Source organism: Phenylobacterium sp., assembly GCF_028290885.1.
GTDB lineage: Bacteria > Pseudomonadota > Alphaproteobacteria > Caulobacterales > Caulobacteraceae > Phenylobacterium.
Genome location: NZ_JAQGIZ010000223.1, coordinates 1 through 3,233, shown reverse-complemented (window position 1 = coordinate 3,233; position 3,233 = coordinate 1). Strand labels below are relative to the sequence as shown.

General features: G+C 71.0%; 3 protein-coding genes. 2 read left to right on the top strand and 1 reads right to left on the bottom strand.

Annotated elements, in window-relative coordinates; translation table 11 throughout:
* Window positions 1–1,095, bottom strand: a 1,095-nt coding sequence (locus JWP28_RS14895) for a hypothetical protein (protein ID WP_299544075.1), incomplete at its 3' end; no start/stop codon positions are given.
* A gap of 198 nt (window positions 1,096–1,293) precedes the next feature.
* On the opposite strand from JWP28_RS14895, the gene JWP28_RS14890 reads away from it, so the two are divergent.
* Window positions 1,294–1,716, top strand: a complete 423-nt coding sequence (locus JWP28_RS14890; protein ID WP_299544074.1) for a GtrA family protein — start codon at window positions 1,294–1,296, stop codon at window positions 1,714–1,716.
* Between the two features lie 14 nt (window positions 1,717–1,730).
* On the top strand, window positions 1,731–3,233 hold a 1,503-nt coding region (locus JWP28_RS14885; protein WP_299544072.1), incomplete at its 3' end, for an NAD(P)/FAD-dependent oxidoreductase.

Genomic DNA, 3,233 nt, shown 5'->3' with positions numbered 1-3,233 from the left:
GGCCAGCGCCAGCCAGGCTCCGGCCATCAGCCAGCCCGCGGTCCGCGCCTCCCGGCGCCGGCCGAGCCAGAGCCACGCCGCGGCCCCCAGCACGATCAGGATCGCCTGCCCCCAACTCACCGCGTTGGTCAGGTCGGCCAGGCCGTGGCTGAGCGGCAGCATCTCGTTGACGTGCGACAGCCAGATCGGCCAGATTCGCGGGTCCGCCTCGGCCAGCGGCCCGTGGAGACAGGTGACGTCCATCCGCAGGTAGGTCCCGCCCGCCAGCGCGGCGACCACGCCCAGGCCCGCGAAACGCACCCAGGCCGCGCGCCGCGCGGTGAGCGCCACCCAGGCCAGCAGGCCGACCGCGGCGACGGCCAGGCCCGACACCAGGTTGGCGCCGATGGTGTCGCACACCGAAAGCGTCCACCTCGCCGGCGGCGTCTCGACGAAGAACAGCGGCGCGGCGGTGACCAGCAGGCCCACGGCGTAGGCCTGGACCGAACGCGCCTGCTGCGCCGGGGCGGCCAGGAACCACAGGGCCACGCCCGCGCCGACGACGGCGTAGAAGATCAGCGCCTCCAACCCGACCGCCAGCCCAAGGCCGGTGGCGAGCCCGGCGACCAGCGCGCCGCGCCAGCCGCCGCCCATCGCGCCGGCCAGGGCGACCAGCGCCAGCGCGATCTGGACGTTGTGGTGGTCGATGCGTCCCGGGACCCATTGCGCATAGAGCAAGAGGTCCATGGCCAGCATGGCCGCGCACAAGAGCGCCGCGGCGTCGCCGCGCAGTCGCCGCGCGATGGAGATGGTCGCGGCCGCGGCCGGGAAGATCCAGATCAGCGGCCAGAGCGCGCGCATGGCCAGTTCGGCCCGGTCGGGCGGCAACGCCAGCCGCAGCAGACTCTGCAGGCCCGCCAGGCCGCCGTCGATCAGCCGCGACCAGTGCAGGTCCATGCCCACCGGCGGCTGCAGGCGCATCATGTGCTGGTCGTACCAGCCCGCCCGCCCGCTCAGCAGGTCGCGGACGATCACCAGGCGCAGGGCGTCGTCGGTGTCGCCGTAGTTGCCGGCCAGGTTGCCGCCGTTCGACAGCCAGAGGGTCACGGCCACCACGACGGTGACGGCCAGGGCCAGCCAGGCCGTCGGGATCGCGGGCGCGTCTCCCGCGGGCTTTACGCCTTGCGATGTGATGATCGAATCCCCCGGAGCCTGCGCGTAGGGTGATCTGTCACGGTTTACGCAGTCTAAAGCTTATGGGTACAGGTCTTGCATCGTCGCGCCCGGAGAGCTCTTTTGGGCCGAGGGGGCCATATGGCGACATACACCAAGGCGCAAATGTCGGCGGAGATGCTTCGCGCCGCCCGCTTCCTGGGCGTCGGCGTCGCGGGCCTTGCGGCGGACACGGCGGTCTTCACCCTGCTGCACGGCGAAGGCGCCAGCCGCGCCGCCGCCCGCGCGGCCTCCCTGCTGGTGGCGACCGGCGTGACCTGGTCCCTGAACCGCTGGCTGACCTTCCACCGCTCGGGACGGGCCCCGTCGCACGAGCTCGGCCGCTACGCCCTCGTGGCGCTCTTCGCCCAGGGGTTCAACTACAGCCTGTTCCTGGTGCTGAGCAGCTTCTTCCCCGCGGTCGTTCCGCAGCTGCTGATCCTGGTGAGCGCGGTCTCCGCCACCGCGATCTCCTATACGGGCCAGCGCCTCTTCACCTTCCGCCCCGCGCGCGCCGCGCCGTGACCCAAGGAACCCAAGTGCCGCAAACCGACACCGAGGTGCTGATCGTGGGCGCCGGTCCCGCCGGCCTGACCGCAGCCTACCTGCTGAGCAAGGCCGGGCGCGGCGTCACCGTGCTGGAGCGCGACCCGACCTACGTCGGCGGCATCAGCCGCACGGTGAACTACAAGGACTACCTGTTCGACATCGGCGGCCACCGGTTCTTCTCCAAGTCGAGCGAGGTGGTGGCGCTGTGGCGCGAGATCCTGCCCGACGACTTCATCGCCCGCCCGCGGCTGTCGCGGATCTATTACAACGGCAAGTTCTTCGCCTATCCGCTGCGCGCCTTCGAGGCGCTGTTCAAGCTGGGGCTGATCAACTCGGCGGCCTGCGTGCTGTCCTACGCCGGCGCCCGCGCCTTCCCGGTGAAGGACCCGCGCACCTTCCACCAGTGGGTGCGCAACCAGTTCGGCGAGCGGCTGTTCTCGATCTTCTTCAAGACCTACACCGAGAAGGTCTGGGGGATGAGCTGCGACGAGATCTCCGCCGACTGGGCGGCGCAGCGGATCAAGGGCCTCGACCTGGCGACCGCGGTGATCGACGCCCTGACCCGCTCGCTCGGCCTGCACAGGCGCAAGCAAGGCGAGGCGGTGGTCAAGACCCTGCTGGAGACCTTCGACTACCCGCGCAAGGGCCCCGGCATGATGTGGGACGCGGCCGTCGCCAAGGCCAAGGCCCAGGGCGCGCAGGTCCACATGGGCCGCACCCTCGTCTCCGCCGCCTGGGACGCCAAGCGCGCGGTCTGGACCGTCACCGCCCGCGACGCCGCCGGCAAATCGCACGTCACCACCGCGCGCCACCTGATCTCCTCGGCCCCGATCGCCGAGCTCAGCCGGGCGCTGTCGCCTGCGCCGGCCAGCGCGCCGCAGGCCCAGGCGCTGCGCTACCGCGACTTCCTCACCGTCGCCCTGATCGCCAGGAAGGCCGAGAGCTTCCCCGACAACTGGATCTACATCCACGACCCCTCGGTGAAGGTCGGCCGCATCCAGAACTTCCGCTCCTGGTCGCCGGAGATGATCCCCAACCCCGACCACACCTGCCTGGGCCTGGAGTATTTCTGCTTCGAGGGCGACGGGGTGTGGAGCGCGCCGGACGCCGAGCTGATCGAACTCGCCAAGCGCGAGATCGCCCACGTGGGCCTGGTCAACCCCGAAGACGTCGTCGACGCCTGCGTGGTGCGCCAGGCCAAGGCCTATCCGGTCTACGACGAGGACTACCAGGCCAATGTCGAGGCCGTGCGCGCCGACCTGCAGGCCCACTTCCCCACCCTGCACCTCGTGGGCCGCAACGGCATGCACAAGTACAACAACCAGGACCACGCCATGATGACCGCCATGCTGACCGTGGAGAACATCCTGGCCGGCGAGCGGCGCTATGACGTGTGGCAGGTCAACGAGGACGCCGAATACGGCGAGGCCGGCGTCTCCGGCGCGCTCGACGCGCTGAAGAGCGAGCGGCTGGTGCCGCGACGCGCCGCGGCT

Coding starts and splice junctions, on each gene's coding strand:
- JWP28_RS14890 (WP_299544074.1), top strand. CDS start 1,294: ATGGCGACATACACCAAGGCGCAAATGTCGGCGGAGATGCTTCGCGCC.